The following is a 20,120-nucleotide window of genomic DNA, read 5'->3' as shown; positions in this document are numbered from 1 at the left end:
CAAACACCGTTTAAAATCAATAAGTTAATCAATATGCGTAAACCCATATGAATGCGCCTGAACATACTCCGATGATGCAGCAGTATCTGCGCATCAAGGCGGAGCACCCTGGCACGCTCGTTTTCTACCGGATGGGCGATTTCTACGAGCTTTTCTTCGACGACGCCGAGAAGGCCGCGCGCCTGCTCGATCTCACGCTCACCCAGCGCGGCGCATCGGGCGGCAATCCGATCAGGATGGCGGGCGTGCCGCATCACGCATGCGAGCAATATCTCGCGAAGCTGGTGAAGCTCGGCGAGTCGGTTGCGATTTGCGAGCAGATCGGCGATCCGGCGACATCGAAGGGGCCGGTCGAGCGCAAGGTCGTGCGCGTCGTCACGCCGGGCACGCTGACCGACGCGGCCCTGCTCTCCGACAAAAGCGATGTCTATCTGCTCGCGCTCTGCCCCGCGCACAATCGTCGCGGCGTGGTGACGAGCGTCGGTCTCGCGTGGCTCAATCTCGCGAGCGGCGCTTTGCGCCTCGCGGAAGTCGCACCGGGACAAGTGAGCACCGCGCTCGAGCGCATTCGTCCGGCGGAAACGCTCATCGCGGATTCGATCATCGACGTCCCGTCATCGCTCGGCGTGACGAATCCCGGCGCGACCACGCGCGTTCCGGCATGGCATTTCGATGTCGGCTCGGGCACGCAGCGCCTGCGCGAGCAACTCGATGTCGCGAGCCTCGACGGCTTCGGCGCGCAAACCCTCACCTGCGCGTGCGGCGCGGCCGGCGCGCTGCTGCTCTACGCTGCCGCCACGCAGGGCCAGCAGTTGCGCCACGTGCGCAGCCTGAAGGTCGAATACGAATCGGAGTACATCGGGCTCGATCCCGCCACGCGGCGCAATCTCGAACTCACCGAGACGCTGCGCGGCACCGAATCGCCCACGCTCTTCTCGCTGCTCGACACCTGCTGCACGACGATGGGCAGCCGGCTTCTGCGCCACTGGCTGCATCATCCGCCGCGCGACGCAGCGATTGCGCAGGCGCGCCAGCAAGCGATCGGCGCATTGCTCGACGCGCCCGTCAGCGGCGGCCTCGACACCCTGCGCGGCGCGTTGCGCAAGATCTCCGACATCGAGCGCATCACGGGCCGCCTCGCGTTGCTGTCGGCGCGGCCGCGCGATTTGTCGAGCCTGCGCGACACGTTCGCCGCTCTGCCCGACCTGCGTACGCTCGTCGCGAACGTGGCCGCGCATACGCCGGCGCTGGAGCGCATCAGCGCCGCGCTGGAGCCGCCGCACGAGTGTCTCGATCTCCTGACGAACGCCATCGCGACCGAGCCCGCCGCGCTGATTCGCGACGGCGGCGTTATCGCGCGCGGCTACGATCCGGATCTAGACGAACTGCGCGATATTTCGGAGAACTGCGATCAGTTCCTGATCGATCTCGAAGCGCGCGAGCGCACGCGCACGGGCATCGCGAATCTGCGTGTCGAATACAACAAGGTGCACGGCTTCTATATCGAAGTCACGCGCGGGCAGACCGACAAGGTTCCCGACGACTATCGCCGCCGTCAGACGCTGAAGAACGCCGAGCGCTACATCACGCCAGAGCTGAAGACGTTCGAGGACAAGGCGCTGTCCGCACAGGAACGCGCCCTCGCCCGCGAACGCGCGCTCTACGATGCGCTGCTGCAGAATCTGCTGCCTTTCATCGCGGATTGCCAGCGCGTCGCAAGCGCGCTCGCGGAACTCGATCTCCTGTGCGGGTTCGCCGAACGCGCCCGCGCGCTCGACTGGGTCGCGCCGGAATTCACCCCCGACGCGGGCATCGATATCGAACAGGGACGGCATCCGGTCGTCGAGGCGCAGGTCGAGCAGTTCATCGCCAACGATTGCTGTCTGAGCCAGGACCGCAAGCTTCTGCTCATCACCGGCCCGAACATGGGCGGCAAGTCCACCTTCATGCGTCAGACCGCGCTGATCGCGCTGATGGCGTACGTCGGCAGTTACGTGCCCGCGAAACGCGCGCGTTTCGGCGCGCTCGACCGCATCTTCACGCGCATCGGCGCGGCCGACGATCTCGCGGGCGGCCGCTCGACCTTCATGGTCGAGATGACCGAAGCCGCGGCGATTCTCAACGACGCGAGCGCATCGAGCCTCGTGCTGATGGACGAGATCGGGCGCGGCACTTCGACCTTCGACGGCCTCGCGCTCGCGTGGGCCATCGCGCGGCATCTGCTCACGCACAACGGCTGCTACACGCTCTTCGCGACGCACTACTTCGAGCTCACGCAATTGCCCGCGGAGTTCGCGCAGGCGGCGAACGTGCACCTGTCGGCGGTCGAGCACGATCATGGCATCGTGTTCCTGCACGCGGTGAGCGAAGGTCCGGCGAATCAGAGCTACGGTCTGCAGGTCGCGCAACTCGCGGGCGTGCCGGCCGCGGTGATTCGCGCGGCGCGCAAGCATCTCGTGCATCTGGAGCAGCAGTCGGTCAGCCAGCCCGCCGCACAGTTCGATCTGTTCGCGAGCCAGCCGTATGCGCCCTATGAAGACGATCCGCCGCACGAAGATCAGGAGACCGCCGACGCGCCGGAACACCCGGTGATGGACAAGCTGCGCGCGCTCGATCCGAACGATCTGCGTCCGCGCGAAGCGCTCGATCTGCTCTACGAACTGCATGAACTGGCGAATCGTCCGCCGGATGCATCGCGTTGAGCGTGACGCGCCGCGCGTCGAGCGCGCTGTCGCCGCGCGCCTGACGAGCGCCGTGACGATCGCGGTCGCGCTCGTGTGCGGCGCGATCGCCCATGCGCGCGCCGAGGGCAACGCGCCGCTCACCTTCGCCGTGATCTCCGACGCCCTGACCCGCCCCGCCGACGAAGCGCCCGTGCGCCGCATGCTCGATGCGATCGCGCGCGACGGCAGCATCGCGTTCATTGTCTACGACGGCAATTTCAAGGGCGCCACCGAGCCGTGTCGCGACAGCATCTATCAGTCGCGTCACGACCTGCTCGACGCGTCGCGCACGCCGCTCGTGATGCTGCTCGGTCAGCACGACTGGGCCGATTGCACCCTCGCGCACGGGGGCACTTACGATCCCGTCGAACGGCTCGATTTCGTGCGTCAGCTCTTCTTCGCCGATGCCAGTTCGCTCGGACAAAATCCGCTCACACTCTCGCGCGAAAGCGACGTCGCGCGCTTTCGCACGTTCCGGGAAATCGTGCGCTGGCAGGCGCAAGGGATCGCGTTCATCGGGCTGAATGCGCCGAGCCCGAACAATCACTATCTGACCGCGGGCGGTCGCAACGGCGAGTTCGAAGACCGCGCCGTCGCGACCACCTTCTGGCTCGAACATGCGGCGGAATCGGCGCGACGCTCCGAGATGCGCGCGCTCGTGATCATGCTTCAGGCCGATCCCGACTTCTCTCGCTACGAGCGGCGCGATCGCTTCGCATGGCTGCATTTCTCGCGCTCGAACCAGCCGCGCGATGGCTTCCTCGAGTTGAAGAGCAGCCTCGTGAAGGCGGCGGAAATCTTTCGCGGTCCGGTCGTCGTGATTCACGGCACCGATGCGCCCGAGCCGAACGGCTTTCATATCGATCAGCCTTTGCGCAACGACAAGGGCTTGATCGTCACGAATCTCACGCGTGTGGCGATCGCGTTCAAAAAGCCGCAATCGCAATGGCTCGAAGTGCAAAGCGATGCACAATGGCATCCGCCGTTTCGACTGCGCGTGCGCGATGTGAAGGAATCCCATACGAAAGAATCGAGCGCGCCGCCGCCTGAAGCGCCTGCGCAGTCGAGCGAGCCTTATGCGCCTTATCCCGCACCGGCATCCACGCCGCCCGCGCTGCCGCGCAACGATCTGCCGGAGTCGCTGCCCCCGCCGCCTTCGATGCCCTCGCCCGCTTCCGAGCTGCCGCCTATCCTCACGCCGCCGCAGTCCTTGCCGCCGATCTATCCGGTGCCTGCATCGGGCGTGCAGAACGGCGTGAGCGGGCAATAAAAAAGCGCAGCCGAAGCTGCGCTTTCCTTATCTATCTGCCGACGCGTTCAATGCAGCGTCGGACCTGCGTCCTTGCGCGGTTCGTCGTCATCGTCTTCATCTTCGTCGACGACGTGCAGGCCGTCCGCGCCATGCGCGTGCTGATGCTGGATCTCGTCATCCGTGGCCGTGCGCACTTCCTGCACCGACAGCGCGAAACGCAGCGCCATGCCCGCGAGCGGATGATTGCCGTCGAGCACGACTTTGTCCTCGGCGACGTCGGTTACGGTGTAGATGAGCGAGTCGATGTCGTCATCGCCATCTTCGGGCGTGCCTTCGAACTGCATGCCGACTTCGAGCGGCTCGGGAAAACGGCTGCGCTCCTCGACCTTCACGAGTTCGGGATCGTATTCGCCGAACGCATCCTGCGGTTCGAGCTGAATGAGCGTTTCATAGCCCGCCTCCTGACCGTCGAGCGCTTCCTCGATCTTGGGGAACGTGCCATCATAGCCGCCGTGCAGATAGACCATCGGCTCGTCGCTCTCCTCGATCAGATTGCCTTGCGCATCCGATAGCTTGTAAGCGACCGAAACGACAGTGTCTTTCGCAATTTTCATTGGATCCTCCAAGATACAAGCCTCGATTATACGATGCCCAAGCGGCCCTCTGACGCAACCCCATCCCCGGTTTCCGGCCTTCTCGCGCATAGTGGCGCGCCTTTGCCGGACGAACCCACACCCTTGTTGGGCAACCGTACGCCGCGACAGTTCATGCGACGTTACTGGCAGAAAAAACCGCTGCTGATCCGGCAAGCCATTCCCGATATCGCGGCTCCGCTCTCGCGCGACGCGTTGTTCGAACTGGCCGATCTCGACGACGTCGAGTCGCGTCTCATCACACATTTTCGCAATACGTGGAATCTGGAGCACGGCCCGTTCGCGCCCGACGAATTGCCTTCGTCGAAGAAACGCGAATGGACGCTGCTCGTGCAGGGCGTGAATCTGCATGACGATCGCGCGCACGCGTTGATGAACCGGTTCCGCTTCATTCCGGACGCGCGTCTCGACGACCTGATGATCTCGTATGCGACCGATGGCGGCGGTGTCGGACCGCACTTCGACTCCTATGACGTGTTTCTGCTCCAGGTTCATGGAAAGCGCCGCTGGCGCTTTGGCGCACAGCGCGATCTTTCGCTAAAACCCGGACTGCCGTTGAAAGTTTTACAGCACTTCGAGCCCGCGGAAGAATGGGTGCTGGAGCCCGGCGACATGCTCTATCTGCCGCCGCATATCGCACACGACGGCATCGCGGAAGGCGAATGCATGACGGCGTCGATCGGCTTTCGCGCGCCCTCCGCGCACGAGCTCACGGCGCAGTTCCTCTATCATCTCGCCGAGCGCATGGGTGACGCATCCGATGGTCCCAAAGGCAACGCCCGCTATCGCGATCCGGCGCAGGAACCCGTGTCGAGTCCGGCGGCGCTGCCGCAGCTACTCATCGACCGTGTTGGCGCGATCCTTGCGAACGTCAACTGGAATGAAAAGGACATTGCGGCGTTTCTGGGCACGTATTTGAGCGAGCCGAAAGCGAACGTTGTATTCGACCCGCCCGAGCGCGTGTTGAATGAGCAAAAATTTGTAGAGCGAGCGAAAAAAACGGGCGTCAGGCTAGATAGAAAGACTATTTTGCTCTATGACGCGCGGTCATTTTTCGTAAATGGTGAAGCCGAACTGTTGTCGTCAAAGCTGAAAAAGTGGCTCCCTGAATTGGCGGATACTCGCTGTCTGGAGGCGAAACGCTTTGTAACACTTACAGACGAATCGTCAATGACAGCGCTGCTGCACGAATGGTATTGTGCGGGCTGGCTTCGGACGGGTGCTTTGCCTTGACAGGCTTGACTTTACGAGACTTCCTGACACGCGGCGGATGTTAGAATTTTGCTGTTCCGCAATATGAAAGTTTGTATGAGAAAGACAACGTATCGTCCCCCGATTTATCGACGGTCGTTACGAAAGTGCCTATAATTTCCGGCCAAGCCGTAGGAAGTCTCACACAAAAAAGAATTGTGAGTCTCCACAGCGGCCCAGGTCGGTGTTGGAGCACACATTACCGGTACTTTGCGCTGTTGCTTACCTTTAACCATAAAAGGACGTGATCATGAAGAAATCCCTCCTCGTAGCATCCCTGTTGGCTGCTGTTGCTCTGGCTGCATGCAACAAGTCTAGCGAAACGGCTGCTCCGAGCGCTGCAAGCGATACGTCGGCTGCTTCGGCTCCGGCTGCTGCTGCTTCGGACGCAAACGCTGCTGCATCGAGCGCTTCGGCCGCTGCAAGCGATGCAGCTTCGGCTGCTGGCGCAGCTTCGGACGCTGCCGCTTCGGCTGCTGCTCCGGCATCGGGCGCAAGCCAGTAAGGCTTTTAGCCTATCGGCGCTGCGTTGCAGGCCGCTCGATGCGGTCCTGCAAACGAAAAAACCGGCTCTTGAGCCGGTTTTTTTGTATCTGCATTCTGTGCTCGTTTTAGAGCGCGAGCCAGTCGAAACCTTCGGCCTGAGTCGCCACGACGACATCAACCGCCGACGCCCCCAGCACGGCCGCAAGCGCAGCCTGCGCGAGATGCGGAAGATTGTTTTGCTGGCTGAGATGAGCGGCCACGAGATGACGCAGCCTGGAGCGGTCGAGCGACGCGAGAATGGCCGCCGCCGCTTCGTTGTTCAGATGCCCGTGCGTCCCGCCGATACGCGCTTTCAGCGATGGCGGATAACGGCTCGCGGCGAGCATTTCGACATCGTGATTGGATTCGAGCACGAGCGCATCACAGCCGCTCAGCACGCTCGTGATATGCGGCGTGGACACGCCGACATCCGTCAGCACGCCGAGACGGCATGCGCCGTCCGAGAAGACGTATTGCAGCGGCTCGCGGGCGTCGTGAGGCACGGTGTACGGCATCACGCTGAGATCGCCGATGGCGACGCTCTCATCGCCCCACAGCACGTTCAATTCGACGTTGGCTTCATCGGCGCCGATCGCGCGCGCCGTGCCCCAGCTCATGTGCAACGGAATGGACCATCGGCGCGCGAGCGTCAATGCGCTGCCGATATGGTCCGTATGCTCGTGCGTGATGACAATGGCGTCCAGATCGTCGGCGCGGCAGTTCAGTCGCGCGAGACGGCGCTCGACTTCCTTCCCGGAGAATCCGCAATCGAGCAGCACGCGCGTCGTGGTCGTGCCGCTCGATGCCTCGACGAGCAACGCATTGCCCTCGCTGCCGCTGCCGAGACTGGCGAATCTCACAATGAACTCATCATCGGCTGACTAACGTGTTCGTCTAGTTCAACTGAGCATGCAGCAACGACACGATACGTTGCGCATCGGACGAATTATCCGGCTGGCCATTCGCATCGACGACGCCGACCTGCGTCACCGAGTCTGCCTTCGGCCGGACGTTCACGAGGAACTGGCGCGTGGGCTTCGGCGTGTTGCTCGAGAAGAGCTTGCCGAAGAGACCTTCCTTCTTCAGTTCCGCCATGGAGTCCGAAAAATGGACGTAGTAGATGCCCTTGTCGCGATCACGATTGTCGACCGTGAAGTTGGTGCGATCGAGCGCGAGGCCCACGCGCAGCCATGCACGATCGAATGGCTCGGCGAGATCGAGCGTCGAACCGCCCGCTGCCTGATCCACCGCCACCTTCGCGCCCGACGGACGCGCCTCGGCCATCAGCTTTTGCGATTGCGCTTCGGTCAGACCGAATTTCTGCATCAGCTTCGTGAGCACTGCCGCTTCGAGCTGCGGATTACGCGGACGCGCTTCCCAGCGCGACGAGGTCTTGTCCTGCCCCGTCAGCACTTCTTCCATCGCGCTATGCGTGACGGAGATGTCGGTCGAGCCGTCCGATGCGCGGTCCACCTGCGTGCGGAACATGTCGCGCGTGCCCGACGAGTACGCGAAGTCGAGCAGCTTGCCCACACTGTTTCTGAACCAGTCGTTCGGAATGTTCGCGCGGTTCTCGGCCCAGTCGGTCGCCATGATGCCGGTCTGCGGCGCATCGGTCTTGAGCGTGAAGCCGTTTTCTTCCCAGAACTCCTTGAGCGGCCCCCAGATCTGATCGGGCGAGCGGCCATCGACGACGAGCCAGCGGCGATCGCCGTCGCTTTCGATGTGCATGCCGAACGGATCCTGCGCGTTCGGCACGCCGAGCGTCGCGTTGCCGGCCGGCGTGACCGAGCGCTCCGCGGCGCCGCCGAGCGCGTTGATCTTCGGCGGCGCGGCATAGCGCTGGCTGATGTCGGCCGTGGTCAGATCGGACGGAACCGCGAGCGACGGCGCGGTTTCGGCAGCCTTGTAGTTGACGCGATCCGGCGCGAGCCAGTCGTTGAGCGTATCGCAACCCGCAAGCGAGATGAGCGCGCCGGCGCCGAGCGACACCACGCTCACGCGTTTGGCATGAGTAAGAAGAGCGGAAAGTTTCATGAGGTCCTTCTTTGCTGCTGATGACGCATTGCCTCGCGCCGAATCCGCTCTAGCCGAGCGGTTCAGCGAGGCCAATGTCGAAGCCAGTGAGCGGCGGTTGATGGCTGAAGGTGTGGTTCATTTCGATCACGTGCGGCGGCGCGGCCTTTCGATTCTTTGTGACTTGGCGCGCCGCCACGTGTGATCAGGCGAGAAGCCCGGAGTCGCGCAACGCGTCACGCACTACGTCGTGATAACGCGCGTCGAGCGGCGTGAGCGGCAGACGGATGCCGCCTTCCATGCGGCCGAGCGCCTGCAGCGCCCACTTGGCCGGAATCGGATTCGATTCGCAGAAGAGTTGCTTGTGCAGCGACAGCAGCTTCAGATGAATGCGGCGCGCGGTGATCGCATCGCCTTCGATCGCGGCGCGGCAGAGCTGGCTCATTTCCTTCGGCGCGACGTTGGCCGTCACCGAGATATTGCCGTGACCGCCCAGCAGCATCAACGCGATGGCCGTGGGATCGTCGCCGCTGAAGATCGCGAAGTTCGCCGGCGCGTGCTTGATGAGATGCGCCGCGCGATCGATATTGCCCGTTGCTTCCTTCACGCCGATGATGCCCGGCACGTCCGCCAGACGCAGGATCGTCTCGTTGCTCATGTCGGCAACGGTGCGGCCCGGCACGTTGTAAAGCAGCACCGGCAGATCGACCGCTTCCGCGATGGTGCGGAAATGGCGGTACATGCCTTCCTGCGTCGGCTTGTTGTAATACGGGACGACTTGCAGCGTGGCGTCGGCGCCGACTTTCTTCGCCTGCTTCGAGAGCTCGATGGCCTCTGCGGTCGAATTGCCGCCCGCGCCCGCGATGATCGGGAAGCGCTTGGCCGTGTGTTCGACGGCCGTCTGGATCATCAGGATGTGCTCTTCGACCGACAACGTGGCCGATTCGCCGCTGGTGCCGACAACGACGAGACCGTTCGAGCCTTGCTCGACATGCCAGTCGATCAGTTTTCGAAACGCCGGCAGATCAAGACTACCGTCCTCGTGCATCGGTGTGACGATGGCAGGGATGCTGCCGCGGATCTGGATGCCGCCGTGTGTTCCGTTTGTCATGAAACTCTATGAATTTAATCGTGAATTTAATCGCGAAAAGCGATATTACGCGATTGTAGCGGATTAGCCGGTCAGCGCGTAACGCGGCGGACCCGGGGGTATGTTACCAATGGTGAGCGCGTTTTCGGCTGACTGCGGTTCGCGAACGGCGCAAATCCGCTGCACATAGGCAGGACGCGGATCGTCGACGAATCCGTCCTCGTAAGCGATCACGCGCAGCCGCCCTCGCACCGCTTCGAGCAGTTCGCCGGGTTCGAGCAGAAACGCGGGATTCGACGGCTTGCCGATGCTGCCGTTGCCCGCGGCGAACGTCTCGTAGACCAGCACGCCGCCGGGCGCGAGCGCATCGATCAAGTGCCCGAACAGCGGTCGATGCAGATAGTTCGTGACCACGATTGCATCGAACGTTCGGTCGTCCGGCAGCGGCCAGGGCGCGTTTTCGATATCGGCGCTCAGCGTGTCGATGCCGGTTGTCGCGGACATCGATGCCAGCGCGTCTGCGTCGCGGTCGATGGCCAGAACCGGAAAACCGCGTGCCGCGAACCAGCGCGCGTGGCGCCCGCTACCCGCGGCGACGTCGAGCACCGCGCCGCCGGGCGCAACGAGATGCGCCCAGCGCGCGACCCACGGACTCGGCACCCCTTCCATCAGTTGTAGGACAGGCCCATGGCCTCGCGCACGTCGCGCATCGTTTCCGTGGCGAACTTGCGCGCCTTGTCGCAGCCATCCGCGACGATCGCGCGCAACAACGACGGGTCGTCCATGTACTTCTGGGCGCGCTCGAGCATCGGCTGCTGCTCGCGCAGGATGCCTTCGATCACCGGCTGCTTGCATTCCAGGCAACCGATGCCCGCGCTGCGGCAACCCTTCTGCACCCACTCATGCGTCTTTTCGTCCGTATAGACCTGATGCAGTTGCCAGACCGGGCATTTGTCGGGATCGCCCGGATCGTTGCGCCGCACGCGCGCCGGGTCGGTCGGCATCCTGCGGACCTTCTGTTCGATGGTCGCCGCGTCCTCGCGCAAGCCGATCGTATTGCCGTAGGACTTCGACATCTTTTGCCCGTCCAGCCCCGGCATGCGCGACGCTTCGGTCAAGAGCACCTGCGGCTCGACGAGGATGATCTTGCGCGAACCTTCCAGATAGCCGAAAAGCCGCTCGCGGTCGCTCATCGACAGGCTTTGCGACTCCTGCAGCATCGCGCGCGCTTGTTCAAGCGCTTCGTCGTCGCCTTCCTGCTGATACGCGACGCGCAACTCGTGATAGAGCTTCGCGCGCTTGCCGCCGAGCTTCTTCGCGGCTTCCATCGCCTTTTCCTCGAAGCCCGGCTCGCGGCCGTACAGGTAGTTGAAGCGGCGCGCGATCTCGCGCGTCATCTCGACGTGCGGCACCTGATCCTCGCCGACCGGCACGAGCGACGCGCGATACAGCAGAATGTCCGCCGCCATCAGCACCGGATAGCCAAGGAAGCCGTAAGTGGACAGATCCTTCTCGCGCAGCTTCTCGATCTGCTCCTTGTAGGTCGGCACGCGTTCGAGCCAGCCGAGCGGTGTGCCCATGCCGAGCAGCAGCGACAGCTCCGCGTGCTCGGGCACACGGCTCTGGATGAAGAGCGTCGCCTGCGCCGGATCGATGCCCGACGCCAGCCAGTCGATGAGCACCTCCCACACGTTTTTCTCGATGACCTCGGGCGTCTCGTAGTGCGTCGTGAGCGCGTGCCAGTCGACCACCGCGAAGAAGCACGGGTATTCGGACTGCAGCCGCACCCAGTTTTTCAGCACGCCGTGATAGTGGCCGAGGTGCAGCGACCCGGTGGGCCGCATGCCGGAGAAGATACGGTCAGGGAACATGATGTTATGGGAATAGTGAAGCGAGGGGATTCAGGATAGCCGACACCGCCGTATAGCCGACGTTCACGAGCGGCCCGAGCCAGTAGCGCGTCAGCACGCCGGTCACGACGAGCGCCATCACGATAAAGAAGCCGTACGGCTCGAGCTTCGAAAACGCGATCGACGCGCGCACCGGCAGGAGCGCCATGACGACGCGGCCGCCGTCGAGCGGCGGCAACGGGAAGAGATTCAGCACGCCGAGCACGAGATTCACGCCGACGCCCGCGGCCGCCATGCGCGTGAAGAACACTTCGTCGACGTGAAAGGCCGCGAGCAGCACCGCGATCACGCCCCAGACGATCGCCTGCACGAAGTTGCTGCCGGGGCCCGCCGCGGCGACCCACAGGCTGCCCCAGCGCGGATTGCGCAGATTGCCGAACGCCACCGGCACGGGCTTCGCGTAGCCGAACATGAACGCGCCGCTTGTCACGAAGTACAGGACGATCGGAATCACGATCGTGCCGATAGGATCGATATGGCGCATGGGGTTCATGGAAACGCGGCCGAGAACGTAGGCCGTGTTGTCGCCGAGCAGTCGCGCGGCATAGCCATGCGCGGCCTCGTGCAGCGTGATCGCGAAGATCACGGGGAGCGCGTAGACCGCGATGGTTTGTATCAGGGAAGAGTCCATGGGGCGGTATTGTAGCAAGCAGGCAGGTCGGATCAGACGCGCACGACGGCGCCGGGCGCGCACTATTTCGCCCATGATGTGCGATAACGCTCGATCGGGTCGTGTGCCCGTGTGCGCTACTGCGCGGCGCTTACGCCGTGAGCCCGAACGGTTCGAGACTGCCTCTCCCCGCGCGCACGAGCACTGGCTCCCCCGATGAAAGATCGATCACCGTCGACGGCTCCGCCGGGCACGCGCCCGAATCGATCACGAGCTCGACCTGCTTCTCCAGCCGCTCGCGAATCTCTTCGGGATCGTTGAGCGGCTCGGTGTCGGGCGGCAGGATCAGCGTCGACGCGAGCAGCGGCTCGCCGAGCGCCTCCAGCAGCGCGAGCGTGATCGCATGATCCGGCACGCGCAGCCCGATCGTCTTGCGCGACGGATGCGAGAGCCGGCGCGGCACTTCCTTGGTCGCCTGCAGCACGAATACGTAAGGCCCCGGCGTCACCGACTTGATCAGCCGGTACTGCTGGTTGTCGACCATCGCGAAGTTGGAAAGCTCGGAAAGATCGCGCACGAGCAGAGACAGCAGTTGCTTGTCGTCGATGCCGCGAATGCGCCGCAATCGCTCGACGGCGTCCTTGTCGTCGAGATGGCAGCCGAGCGCGTAGCTCGAATCCGTCGGCAACGCGACGACACCGCCGTCCTTGATGATCTGCACGGCCTGATTGATGAGCCGTGGCTGCGGATTGTCCGGATGAATGCGAAAAAATTGAGACATGGCGACGCCTTATTGTTTCGATCGTAATCGCGAAGGCGCGGCGCGTGCGAATCGCGCGCAGACGCCTCACGCGATGTGCGTGCGGAAAATCCCGGTGATGCAAAGACCGTGCGCGCATCGAAAGGGCGACGCGCGCCGAAAAGAACGCTAAAGCCAGCGCGCCCAGACGGGCGTGAGATCGTCGGGAAGCGGCGGAAGCCGGCCGAGATCGACCCGCCCTTCGCCCGCGCCGTGGAAGTCCGATCCGCGCGACGCCTCGAAGCCGTAGCGGCGCGCGACATCGGCGTATTCGCGGTATTGATCGGGCGTGTGACTGCCCGTCACGACCTCGATCGCACGGCCGCCGAGCTGGATGAATTCGTCGAAGAGCGCGGCGAATTCGACCGGCGTGTAATCGTAGCGTCCCGGATGCGCGATGATCGGCTCCCCGCCTGCATCCTTGATCCACTTGACGGCGTCCGCGAGCTTCGCCCAGCAATGCCCGACGAAACCCGGCTTGCCGTCGCCGAGATAGCGCGCGAACACGTCCGAGGTGGACTTCGCGTAACCCGCCTCCACCAGATACCGCGCGAAGTGCGTGCGCGAAATCATGTCGGGGTCGTCGGTGAAGCGCAGCGCGTTCTTGTAGCAATCCGGAATGCCGATCGCCGCGAGCGCCTCGCCGATCGCTTCGCCGCGCGCCGCGCGTCCATTGCGCGTGCACTCGAGGCCCTTGAGGAGCGCCGCGTTCTCCGGATCGACGTTCATGCCGACGATATGCACCGTGCGCGACGCCCACGTCACCGAAATCTCGACGCCCGGCAGATAATCCATCCCGAGCGCTTCGGCGGCCTTGCGCGCTTCGTGTTGCCCGCCGAGCTGATCGTGATCCGTGAGCGACCACAGCGTCACGCCGTTCGCATGCGCGCGCTCCGCGACTTCGGCGGGCGCGAACTGGCCGTCGGACACGGTGGAATGGCAATGCAGATCGGCGTTCATTTTCGACTCTGAGGTTTCACTTACATTCTAACTGTAATGGCATGACACGCCGATTATGTAGTTCCTTCGTACCGTGGCGCGCCGCTCACCGGCAGAACGATTCGATCAGCGCCGCGACACGCTCCGGCTGGTCGTGATGGATCATGTGCCCCGCGCCGTCGACGATTTCCTCGCGCCAGTCGGAGAAAGCGGCAAAGCGCGTCTTGAACTCGGCGATGGGCGTCTGTCCCGCGAAAGTGGCGAGCGTCGGCGAGTCCTTCGCCTCGACGTGCAGCACCGGCGCCGTGACGCGCGCCCAAGCCGCGCTCACTTCGTCCAGCCGATACAACGTCGGTCCACGCAACTTGTGCGCCGGATCGGCAAGCAGACGAAAGCGCCCGTCGCTTTCCTCGCGCGACCAGTGCTGCGCGAGATAGCGCGCGCGGGCGAGCGGCAGGCGCGGATTCGTGCGGATCAGCCGGTCGGCGACTTCATCGAGGCTCGCATAGCTGCGCAGCGTGGGCGGCGTGCGCAGATCGTCGAGCCATTGCGCGATGCGCCCCGGCGATTGCGATGCGCGCGCCGCCGGCAGCCCGAAGCCTTCGAGATCGACCACGCGGCGCACGCGCTCGGGCCGCACGCCCGCGTAAAGCAGCGCGACGTTCGCGCCCATGCTGTGGCCGACGAGATTCACCTGCGTGCCGCGCGAGAAGTGATCGAGCAGCACGTCGAGATCGGCGAGATAGTCGGGAAAGTAGTAATGCCCGCCGCCCTTTTCCGCGATCGGCCAGTCCGACAGCCCGAAGCCGCGCGCGTCGGGCGCGAGCACCTGCCAGTCTCCGGCGAGGGCATCGACGACGAACTGGAACGACGCGCTCATGTCCATCCAGCCGTGCAGCATGAAGAGCATCGGGGCGTCGGGCGAGCCCCAGCGGCGCACGTGCAGACGCACGCCGCGCGCATCGACGAATTCGGAGCGCGATTCTTTCATGATGTCGTTTCGGATGAAAAGGATGATCGTTCGATTATAGCGACGATGGCCGCGCGCTACTTCGCGTCGTCCAGCCCGGCGAGCGCGCGCAGTTCGGCTTCGTCGAAGCCGGCGTCGCGACGCGCCTCGAAGTTGAACGGGCCGCGCAGCTTCGGCGCGTGATACTGCGCGGCAAGGCGTTCGTAGGTCGTATGCGGATCGAGGCGCTGGCCGTCGCAGAAAAATCGGAACCAGCGATTGCCGATCAGCACGTGGCCGATTTCGTCGTGCAGGATGACGTCGAGAATCGCCGCGGACGCGTGATCGCCCGCCTGCGCGAGTCGCTTGCGAATCGGCGGCGATGCGTCGAGGCCCCGAGCCTCCAGCGTGCGCGGCACGAGCGCCATGCGCGCGAGCACGTCGCCGCGGGTGCGCTGCGCCATCTCCCAGAGGCCGTCGTGCGCGGGAAAATCGCCGTAGGCATGGCCGAATTCGGCGAGTCGCGCGCTCAGCAGCGAAAAATGATGCGCTTCCTCCGCCGCCACTTTCAACCAGTCGAGATAAAAATCATGCGGCATCGACGGGAATCGCCAGACGGCGTCGAGCGCGAGATTGATCGCATTGAATTCGATGTGCGCGAGCGCGTGCAGCAACACGGCGCGGCCCGCATCCGACTGCATGCCGCGACGCTTCAGCGACGACGGTTCCACGAGTTCCGGGCGTTCCGGCCGACCAGGCAGATCGCCGGGTTCATCGAGCGCGACGTTCGGATCGATGCGTGACGGCTCCGCGCGCGCCGACTCGAACAGCAGGCGGGCGCGCGTCGCCTTCGTCGCGGGCTCGCGCTCGCGCAGGATGGCGAGCGCCGCGCGGCGCGCGCAGGCGTTCGCTTCGGTGGTGGGAATGGCAGAGTCGTGCATCGAACTACCTCGAAAACAGGCGCGCAACGGAGCAGTCCAGCGGACGCTTACGGCAAACAGCTAAAATGGTAATCCCGGCGGACGCCGCACATCGCGTAACAATCGGCGCAACGACGGCATCGACCGTCAAGCCGCACCGGCAGGCGCGCATTTTAGCGCCCCCAGCGCCCCACTCTTACGACACCACGCCTCAGGAGACAATGTGGCCATCTACAAACTCGGCGACGACGCCCCGACCATCCACGAAAGCGTGTTCCTGGCGGACACCGCGACCATCATCGGCCGCGTGACGCTGGAGGAAAACACGAGCGTCTGGCCCGGCGCGTCGCTGCGCGGCGACAACGAGCCGATCGTCGTCGGACGCGGCAGCAACGTGCAGGAAGGCGCGGTGCTGCATGCGGACCCGGGCTTTCCTCTGACGATCGAGCAAGATGTCACCGTCGGCCATCAGGCGATGCTGCACGGCTGCACGGTCAAGGAAGGCTCGCTGATCGGGATTCAGGCCGTGGTCTTGAATGGTGCGGTGATCGGCCGCAATTGTCTGGTTGGCGCGGGCGCCGTCGTCACCGAAGGCAAGGTGTTTCCGGACAACACGCTGATTCTCGGCGCGCCCGCGAAAGCGGTCCGGGAAATCGGCGAGGCGGACATCGCCCGCATGCGCGCCGCCACGGCAAGCTACGCCGACCGGCGCGAATACTACAAGGCGCAGCTCGTGCGCATCGGCTGACCCGGCAGAACGGGCGAGCCTCAACACCCAAGGAAGAGTTGTGAACGACCAGTTGCAGAAATTCATGTTCAACGCGGCGCCCGTGCGCGGCGAGATCGTCTCATTGCGCCACACATGGCAGGAAGTGCTCGCGCGCCGCTCGTATCCCGCGGCCGTGCGCAACGTGCTCGGCGAGATGATGGCCGCATGCGCGCTCTTGTCCGCGAACCTCAAGTTCGACGGCACGCTCGTCATGCAGATCTACGGCGACGGCCCGGTGAAGATGCTGGTCGTGCAGTGCGATTCCCACCTCTCCCTGCGCGCCACCGCGAAGCTCGCCGAAGGGGCCGAGCGCGAGCTGGAAAACGAGATGTCGCTCGCCGAGCTGCTGAACCGTCACGGGCGCGGGCGCTGCGTCATCACGCTCGATCCGGCCGACAAGAAACCGGGACAGCAGCCGTATCAGGGCATCGTGCCGCTGTCGGGCGAGCACGGCCCGCTTGCGTCGATGGCCGAGGTGCTCGAGCACTACATGCATCACTCCGAGCAGCTCGACACGCGCCTGTGGCTCGCCGCCGATACGGATCGCGCCGTCGGCATGCTCCTGCAAAAGCTGCCGGGCGATGGCGGCATCGTTCCGCATCCGGGCGAGCACGATGCGGACACCTGGCAGCGCGTCTGCCATCTCGGCAGCACGCTTTCGAACGAAGAATTGCTGAAGGAAGAACCGGACACGGTCTTCAAGCGCCTCTTCTGGCAGGAAAACGTGCAGCATTTCGATCCCGCGCCGGCGCGCTTCCAGTGCACCTGCTCGCGCGAAAAAGTCGGCGGCATGCTCAAGATGCTGGGCCGCGAGGAAGTCGATGGCGTCATCGAGGAGCGCGGCAATGTCGAAGTGCATTGCGAGTTCTGCAATCAGCGTTACGACTTCGACGCCGTCGACGTGGCGCAACTTTTTGTCGCAAAAGAACTCTCACAAGGCGTGAGTCCGGCGTCGGACCGGCGGCACTGAAACGCCGCGAAAGCCTTGTCCAGCGGAGCCTGCGCCGCACGCGCCCGGGGTTTTTCAAGCCCGACGACCGTCCGGCGCGCCGCTTGCGAGCCAAGACTCACGACAGACTCCGCAAGCTATGATTGGGGCTCCTGTAAAGATGTCGGCCCGCTGGAGGTCGTAAATGAAAACCGCAACGCTCAACTGGAAATTGCTGCCGTGTCTTGCCGGCATCGTACTGTTCGCCGGCTGCATGATGGATCCGCCCGGCCCTTCACCGATCTATAGCCGTCTGCCCGACACGCCGCCCGCGCCCCAGCAGACGCTGACGTCGCAGCAGCAGATGGAACGCTACAACGCCATCGACAAGCAGGCGCTGAACGAATCGCAGCAGGCCGCCGCCGCCGGCAATGCGGCGAAGACGATGTCGCAGTTCTATTCGCCCGCGCCGGTCTCGGTCTACGGGGGCTATTCGAGTGGCGGCTGGGGCGGCCCGTACTGGGGCACCGGCGTCGGAGTCGGCACCTGGTGGTGATCGAAGCAGCGAGACGGTCAGCACAAACAAAAATAGCGCGGTCGATGACCGCGCTATTTTTTTGTTCCGATCGGCAGATCGGCAAGCCGCCGCGCTACTGCGCCGCGCCCTGCGGCTGTTTCTTTTTCGCTTCGGCCGCTTTTTCCTTCTGCGCCTTCTTGTCGAGATCGCGCAATTCCTGCTTCGAACGCGACACGGGATTCGGCACCACGCGCAGCGGCGCTGCCGAGACCTGACCGCGTGTCGAGCCGTTCATGCCCGGCACGTTCGCGGAATTGACGGGCGCATTCGAATTCGGCGCGACGAACTGCACGAACACCTCGCTGTCCTTCACCATGCCCATCTCGTAGCGCGCGCGCTCTTCCACGGCGGCAGTGCCGCTTTGCAGATCCTGCACTTCACCCTGCACGCGCTCGTTGCGCAATCTCAGGTTTGTGTTCTTCTCCGTCTGCTGCGCGAGCTGCTGCTGCAATTCATGCACGCGCAGCCAGCCGCCGTGGCCCCACCAGAGCGGGTATTGGATCAGCACCAGCAACAGAACCAGAACGACAGTTACGAGCCGCATTCACGTAGCCGAAATAAGCGCCGCCCTGCGGCGAAATGCCGTGGGCGGCGGGCTTCAAAAGATGACGCTTCAAAGACGATCAAACGTCTTATCGACTAAAGCGGCAAAAGCTTTAGCGCAAGTTGTAGAACGCCGACTTGCCCGGGTAGCTCGCGATATCGCCGAGGTCTTCCTCGATGCGCAGCAGCTGGTTGTACTTCGAGATGCGATCGCTGCGCGACAGCGAGCCGGTCTTGATCTGCCCGGCATTCAGGCCGACGGCGATATCGGCGATGGTCGAATCTTCCGTTTCGCCCGAGCGGTGCGAGATCACGGCCGTATAGCCCGCGCGCTTCGCCATTTCGATTGCCGCGAAGGTTTCCGTCAGCGTGCCGATCTGGTTGATCTTGATGAGGATCGAGTTGGCGATGCCCTTCTCGATGCCTTCCTTCAGGATGCGCGTGTTGGTGACGAAGAGATCGTCGCCGACGAGCTGGATCTTCTTGCCGAGCTTGTCGGTCAGGATCTTCCAGCCTTCCCAGTCGCTTTCGTGCATGCCGTCTTCGATCGACACGATCGGGAATTTATCCGCGAGCGTCGCCAGATAGTCCGCGAATTCGCTCGACGACAGTTGCAGGCCTTCGCCCGCGAGCTGGTACTTGCCGTCGTGGTAGAACTCGCTCGCCGCGCAATCGAGCGCGAGCAGCACGTCTTCACCGGCGCGATAACCGGCCTTCTCGATCGCCTGCAGAATCGTCGACAGGCATTCGTCGTTGCTGCCGAAGTTCGGCGCGAAGCCGCCTTCGTCGCCCACGGCGGTGCTCATGCCGCGATCGGCGAGAATCTTCTTGAGCGCGTGGAACACTTCCGCGCCGCAGCGAAGCGCTTCGCGGAAAGTCGGCTGGCTGACCGGGACGATCATGAATTCCTGGATGTCCAGGCTGTTGTTCGCGTGCGCGCCGCCGTTGACGATGTTCATCATCGGCACCGGCAGTTGCATCGCGCCCGAACCGCCGAAGTAACGGTACAGCGGCAGGCCGGCTTCTTCCGCAGCGGCCTTGGCAACGGCCATCGACACGGCGAGCATCGCGTTCGCGCCGAGGCGCGATTTATTCTCCGTACCGTCGAGCTCGAGCAGGGTCTTGTCGAGGAAAGCCTGTTCCGAGGCGTCGAGGCCCATGATGGCTTCGGAAATCTCGGTGTTGATGTGTTCGACGGCCTTCAGCACGCCCTTGCCGTTGTAGCGGCCGGCTTCGTCGTCACGCAGTTCGATGGCTTCGCGCGAACCGGTGGACGCGCCCGACGGAACCGCCGCGCGGCCCATCGTGCCCGATTCGAGCAACACGTCGCATTCGACGGTCGGATTGCCTCGCGAATCGAGAATCTCGCGGCCGATGATATCTACGATAGCACTCATGGTTTCCTCAAGAAATGACGATGAATTCTGTCAGTCACAACGAAGCGCGCCGCCTGTTTTTACACTTCGATACACGCGGCGGCACGCGCTTCACTGCTTCGCTCAGACCCTTTCGATGATCGCCGGTTCAGCGCCGGCGCAAAGAGCGGTCGTTTCGGGATAGCGATTCGATCCGCATCGCTTTCGTGGGGAGCGGGCGTGAGTCCCGCTGATCGGTGCGGGTACGCGCGTATCGCCCTGATGCGCGCCCTGATGCGTCGCACGCTCCT

Annotated in this window: 21 protein-coding genes; 8 read left to right on the top strand and 13 right to left on the bottom strand. The window is 63.9% G+C overall.

Annotated elements, in window-relative coordinates; genetic code table 11:
• Window positions 1–71: 71 nt before the first annotated feature.
• Window positions 72–2,702, top strand: a complete 2,631-nt coding sequence (gene mutS, locus ACEN42_RS05745) for a DNA mismatch repair protein MutS (RefSeq protein ID WP_371880853.1) — start codon at window positions 72–74, stop codon at window positions 2,700–2,702.
• Entirely contained in the window at window positions 2,665–3,993 is a 1,329-nt protein-coding gene (locus ACEN42_RS05740; protein ID WP_371880852.1) for a hypothetical protein, read from the top strand. The genes mutS and ACEN42_RS05740 overlap by 38 nt, the downstream gene beginning before the upstream one ends.
• A 47-nt stretch (window positions 3,994–4,040) precedes the next feature.
• Here the strand turns inward: ACEN42_RS05740 and ACEN42_RS05735 are convergent, their stop codons facing one another.
• Window positions 4,041–4,589, bottom strand: coding sequence for a peptidylprolyl isomerase (locus ACEN42_RS05735; protein ID WP_371880851.1), 549 nt, complete (start codon window positions 4,587–4,589; stop codon window positions 4,041–4,043).
• Window positions 4,590–4,622: 33 nt separating this feature from the next.
• Between ACEN42_RS05735 and ACEN42_RS05730 the strand changes: the two genes are divergently transcribed.
• Together ACEN42_RS05730 and ACEN42_RS05725 are read left to right on the top strand one after the other, a co-directional pair.
• A complete protein-coding gene (locus tag ACEN42_RS05730; RefSeq protein ID WP_371880850.1) occupies window positions 4,623–5,861 on the top strand; it encodes a JmjC domain-containing protein in 1,239 nt (412 codons plus the stop codon).
• Between the two features lie 268 nt (window positions 5,862–6,129).
• Entirely contained in the window at window positions 6,130–6,384 is a 255-nt protein-coding gene (locus ACEN42_RS05725; protein ID WP_074168913.1) for a hypothetical protein, read from the top strand.
• Between the two features lie 106 nt (window positions 6,385–6,490).
• On the opposite strand, the gene ACEN42_RS05720 is transcribed toward ACEN42_RS05725, so the two are convergent.
• The gene (locus tag ACEN42_RS05720) at window positions 6,491–7,264 is read right to left on the bottom strand and encodes an MBL fold metallo-hydrolase (protein ID WP_371880849.1); all 774 of its coding nucleotides are present in this window, start codon (window positions 7,262–7,264) and stop codon (window positions 6,491–6,493) included.
• Window positions 7,265–7,298: 34 nt separating this feature from the next.
• Window positions 7,299–8,441 (bottom strand): outer membrane protein assembly factor BamC, encoded by a 1,143-nt coding sequence (gene bamC / locus ACEN42_RS05715; RefSeq protein WP_187608825.1) that lies wholly within the window; start codon window positions 8,439–8,441, stop codon window positions 7,299–7,301.
• Between bamC and ACEN42_RS05710 the strand changes: the two genes are divergently transcribed.
• Window positions 8,440–8,625 (top strand): hypothetical protein, encoded by a 186-nt coding sequence (locus ACEN42_RS05710; RefSeq protein WP_187608824.1) that lies wholly within the window; start codon window positions 8,440–8,442, stop codon window positions 8,623–8,625. The two genes, bamC and ACEN42_RS05710, sit on opposite strands and share 2 nt — an antisense overlap.
• On the opposite strand, the gene dapA is transcribed toward ACEN42_RS05710, so the two are convergent.
• The 8 genes from dapA to ACEN42_RS05670 all read right to left on the bottom strand — a co-directional run bounded on the left by dapA (window position 8,626) and on the right by ACEN42_RS05670 (window position 15,658).
• Window positions 8,626–9,531, bottom strand: coding sequence for a 4-hydroxy-tetrahydrodipicolinate synthase (gene dapA, locus ACEN42_RS05705; protein ID WP_371880848.1), 906 nt, complete (start codon window positions 9,529–9,531; stop codon window positions 8,626–8,628).
• Between the two features lie 63 nt (window positions 9,532–9,594).
• On the bottom strand, window positions 9,595–10,179 hold the full coding sequence (locus tag ACEN42_RS05700) for a bifunctional 2-polyprenyl-6-hydroxyphenol methylase/3-demethylubiquinol 3-O-methyltransferase UbiG (RefSeq protein WP_238214992.1): 585 nt from the start codon (window positions 10,177–10,179) through the stop codon (window positions 9,595–9,597).
• Entirely contained in the window at window positions 10,179–11,381 is a 1,203-nt protein-coding gene (locus ACEN42_RS05695; protein WP_035503065.1) for a tryptophan--tRNA ligase, read from the bottom strand. Before ACEN42_RS05695 ends, ACEN42_RS05700 begins: the two co-directional genes overlap by 1 nt.
• Window positions 11,382–11,385: 4 nt before the next feature.
• Window positions 11,386–12,051, bottom strand: a complete 666-nt coding sequence (locus ACEN42_RS05690; protein WP_035503067.1) for a site-2 protease family protein — start codon at window positions 12,049–12,051, stop codon at window positions 11,386–11,388.
• Window positions 12,052–12,181: 130 nt separating this feature from the next.
• A complete protein-coding gene (locus ACEN42_RS05685) occupies window positions 12,182–12,811 on the bottom strand; it encodes an L-threonylcarbamoyladenylate synthase (protein ID WP_187608821.1) in 630 nt (209 codons plus the stop codon).
• A 147-nt stretch (window positions 12,812–12,958) separates the two neighbouring features.
• Entirely contained in the window at window positions 12,959–13,789 is an 831-nt protein-coding gene (locus ACEN42_RS05680; RefSeq protein WP_238214993.1) for a 3',5'-nucleoside bisphosphate phosphatase, read from the bottom strand.
• Between the two features lie 85 nt (window positions 13,790–13,874).
• Complete coding sequence (locus tag ACEN42_RS05675; RefSeq protein ID WP_371880847.1) at window positions 13,875–14,759, bottom strand: alpha/beta fold hydrolase; 885 nt, start codon at window positions 14,757–14,759, stop codon at window positions 13,875–13,877.
• Window positions 14,760–14,815: 56 nt separating this feature from the next.
• On the bottom strand, window positions 14,816–15,658 hold the full coding sequence (locus ACEN42_RS05670) for a ferritin-like domain-containing protein (protein WP_371880846.1): 843 nt from the start codon (window positions 15,656–15,658) through the stop codon (window positions 14,816–14,818).
• Between the two features lie 202 nt (window positions 15,659–15,860).
• On the opposite strand from ACEN42_RS05670, the gene ACEN42_RS05665 reads away from it, so the two are divergent.
• The 3 genes from ACEN42_RS05665 (at window position 15,861) to ACEN42_RS05655 (ending at window position 17,890) form a co-directional block, all read left to right on the top strand.
• Window positions 15,861–16,385 (top strand): gamma carbonic anhydrase family protein, encoded by a 525-nt coding sequence (locus ACEN42_RS05665; RefSeq protein ID WP_035503076.1) that lies wholly within the window; start codon window positions 15,861–15,863, stop codon window positions 16,383–16,385.
• A 40-nt stretch (window positions 16,386–16,425) separates the two neighbouring features.
• Window positions 16,426–17,376 (top strand): Hsp33 family molecular chaperone HslO, encoded by a 951-nt coding sequence (gene hslO / locus ACEN42_RS05660; RefSeq protein ID WP_187608816.1) that lies wholly within the window; start codon window positions 16,426–16,428, stop codon window positions 17,374–17,376.
• A 163-nt stretch (window positions 17,377–17,539) separates the two neighbouring features.
• A complete protein-coding gene (locus ACEN42_RS05655) occupies window positions 17,540–17,890 on the top strand; it encodes a hypothetical protein (protein WP_371880845.1) in 351 nt (116 codons plus the stop codon).
• Window positions 17,891–17,984: 94 nt separating this feature from the next.
• Here the strand turns inward: ACEN42_RS05655 and ftsB are convergent, their stop codons facing one another.
• Together ftsB and eno are read right to left on the bottom strand one after the other, a co-directional pair.
• On the bottom strand, window positions 17,985–18,455 hold the full coding sequence (gene ftsB / locus ACEN42_RS05650) for a cell division protein FtsB (RefSeq protein WP_035503081.1): 471 nt from the start codon (window positions 18,453–18,455) through the stop codon (window positions 17,985–17,987).
• Window positions 18,456–18,567: 112 nt separating this feature from the next.
• Window positions 18,568–19,851 carry a phosphopyruvate hydratase gene (eno, locus tag ACEN42_RS05645; RefSeq protein ID WP_187608813.1) on the bottom strand — a complete coding sequence of 428 codons (1,284 nt, stop codon included), beginning with the start codon at window positions 19,849–19,851 and terminating at the stop codon, window positions 18,568–18,570.
• Window positions 19,852–20,120: the final 269 nt, after the last annotated feature.

Origin of the sequence: Caballeronia sp. S22 (assembly GCF_964261745.1) — a bacterium.
GTDB lineage: Bacteria > Pseudomonadota > Gammaproteobacteria > Burkholderiales > Burkholderiaceae > Caballeronia > Caballeronia jiangsuensis.
The sequence above is the reverse complement of the archived record's forward strand: the minus strand, read 5'-3'. Positions and strand labels throughout refer to the sequence as shown.